The 2,992-nt window shown below is 54.2% G+C and carries 1 rRNA gene; it reads left to right on the top strand.

The features are described from left to right. Positions 1–66: 66 nt before the first annotated feature. A 23S ribosomal RNA gene (locus ACETPC_RS23690) occupies positions 67–2,970 on the top strand. The last annotated feature ends 22 nt before the right edge of the window (positions 2,971–2,992 follow it).

The following is a 2,992-nucleotide window of genomic DNA, read 5'->3' as shown; positions in this document are numbered from 1 at the left end:
CACGATATGTTCGAGTCTCTCAAATGCTTACAACTCAGTGTCTTTCGGGACGCTTGTGGGTTGTGAGGTTAAGTGACTAAGCGTACACGGTGGATGCCCTGGCAGTCAGAGGCGATGAAGGGCGTGCTAATCTGCGATAAGCGTCGGTAAGGTGATATGAACCGCAATAACCGACGATACCCGAATGGGGAAACCCGGTGCACTTGTGCATCATTGCAGCATGAATACATAGTGCTGCAAGGCGAACCTGGGGAACTGAAACATCTAAGTACCCAGAGGAAAAGAAATCAACCGAGATTCCCCCAGTAGCGGCGAGCGAACGGGGAACAGCCCGGAACCATCATCAGTTTGTGTGTTAGTGGAAGCGTCTGGAAAGTCGCGGGATACAGGGTGATACCCCCGTACACAAAAATGCATATTCTGTGGGTTCGACGAGTAGGGCGGGACACGTGATATCCTGTCTGAAGATGGGGGGACCATCCTCCAAGGCTAAATACTCCTGACTGACCGATAGTGAACCAGTACCGTGAGGGAAAGGCGAAAAGAACCCCGGCGAGGGGAGTGAAACAGAACCTGAAACCGTGTACGTACAAGCAGTGGGAGCCTACTTGTTAGGTGACTGCGTACCTTTTGTATAATGGGTCAGCGACTTATATTCTGTAGCAAGGTTAACCGTATAGGGGAGCCGAAGGGAAACCGAGTCTTAATTGGGCGTTAAGTTGCAGGGTATAGACCCGAAACCCGGTGATCTAGCCATGGGCAGGTTGAAGGTTGGGTAACACTAACTGGAGGACCGAACCGACTAATGTTGAAAAATTAGCGGATGACCTGTGGCTGGGGGTGAAAGGCCAATCAAACCGGGAGATAGCTGGTTCTCCCCGAAAGCTATTTAGGTAGCGCCTCGTGAACTCATCTCCGGGGGTAGAGCACTGTTTCGGCTAGGGGGCCATCCCGGCTTACCAACCCGATGCAAACTGCGAATACCGGAGAATGTTATCACGGGAGACACACGGCGGGTGCTAACGTCCGTCGTGAAGAGGGAAACAACCCAGACCGCCAGCTAAGGTCCCAAAGTCATGGTTAAGTGGGAAACGATGTGGGAAGGCACAGACAGCCAGGATGTTGGCTTAGAAGCAGCCATCATTTAAAGAAAGCGTAATAGCTCACTGGTCGAGTCGGCCTGCGCGGAAGATGTAACGGGGCTAAACCATGCACCGAAGCTGCGGCAGCGACGCTCAGCGTTGTTGGGTAGGGGAGCGTTCTGTAAGCCGTCGAAGGTGGCCTGTGAGGGCTGCTGGAGGTATCAGAAGTGCGAATGCTGACATAAGTAACGATAAAGCGGGTGAAAAGCCCGCTCGCCGGAAGACCAAGGGTTCCTGTCCAACGTTAATCGGGGCAGGGTGAGTCGACCCCTAAGGCGAGGCCGAAAGGCGTAGTCGATGGGAAACAGGTTAATATTCCTGTACTCGGTGTTGCTGCGAAGGGGGGACGGAGAAGGCTATGTTGGCCGGGCGACGGTTGTCCCGGTTTAAGCGTGTAGGTGTGTGCTCCAGGCAAATCCGGTGCACTTTAACACTGAGGCGTGATGACGAGGCACTACGGTGCTGAAGTAACAGATGCCCTGCTTCCAGGAAAAGCCTCTAAGCTCCAGGCAACACAGAATCGTACCCCAAACCGACACAGGTGGTCAGGTAGAGAATACCAAGGCGCTTGAGAGAACTCGGGTGAAGGAACTAGGCAAAATGGTGCCGTAACTTCGGGAGAAGGCACGCTGGCGCGTAGGTGGAGGGACCTGCTCCCCGAGCCGAAGCCAGTCGAAGATACCAGCTGGCTGCAACTGTTTATTAAAAACACAGCACTGTGCAAACACGAAAGTGGACGTATACGGTGTGACGCCTGCCCGGTGCCGGAAGGTTAATTGATGGGGTTATCCGCAAGGAGAAGCTCTTGATCGAAGCCCCGGTAAACGGCGGCCGTAACTATAACGGTCCTAAGGTAGCGAAATTCCTTGTCGGGTAAGTTCCGACCTGCACGAATGGCGTAATGATGGCCAGGCTGTCTCCACCCGAGACTCAGTGAAATTGAAATCGCTGTGAAGATGCAGTGTACCCGCGGCAAGACGGAAAGACCCCGTGAACCTTTACTACAGCTTGACACTGAACACTGGTCCTTGATGTGCAGGATAGGTGGGAGGCTTCGAAGCGTGGACGCCAGTCCGCGTGGAGCCGTCCTTGAAATACCACCCTTTAATGGCTGGTGTTCTAACGTAGGCCCGTGATCCGGGCTGCGGACAGTGTCTGGTGGGTAGTTTGACTGGGGCGGTCTCCTCCCAAAGAGTAACGGAGGAGCACGAAGGTTGGCTAATCCTGGTCGGACATCAGGAGGTTAGTGCAATGGCATAAGCCAGCTTGACTGCGAGAGTGACGGCTCGAGCAGGTGCGAAAGCAGGTCATAGTGATCCGGTGGTTCTGAATGGAAGGGCCATCGCTCAACGGATAAAAGGTACTCCGGGGATAACAGGCTGATACCGCCCAAGAGTTCATATCGACGGCGGTGTTTGGCACCTCGATGTCGGCTCATCACATCCTGGGGCTGAAGTAGGTCCCAAGGGTACGGCTGTTCGCCGTTTAAAGTGGTACGCGAGCTGGGTTTAGAACGTCGTGAGACAGTTCGGTCCCTATCTGCCGTGGGCGCTGGAGAATTGAGAGGGGTTGCTCCTAGTACGAGAGGACCGGAGTGAACGCACCGCTGGTGTTCGGGTTGTCATGCCAATGGCACTGCCCGGTAGCTAAGTGCGGAAAAGATAAGCGCTGAAAGCATCTAAGCGCGAAACTTGCCTCGAGATGAGTTCTCCCTGGGTCTTTAAGACCCCTGAAGGGACGTTAAAGACGATGACGTTGATAGGCCGGGTGTGTAAGCGCAGCGATGCGTTGAGCTAACCGGTACTAATGACCCGTGAGGCTTAACCTTACAACGCCAGAAGCGTTCTGGT

This window comes from Pantoea sp. sgz302252 (assembly GCF_042610525.1).
In the GTDB taxonomy this organism is placed as follows: Bacteria; Pseudomonadota; Gammaproteobacteria; order Enterobacterales; family Enterobacteriaceae; genus Erwinia.
The sequence above is the reverse complement of the archived record's forward strand: the minus strand, read 5'-3'. Positions and strand labels throughout refer to the sequence as shown.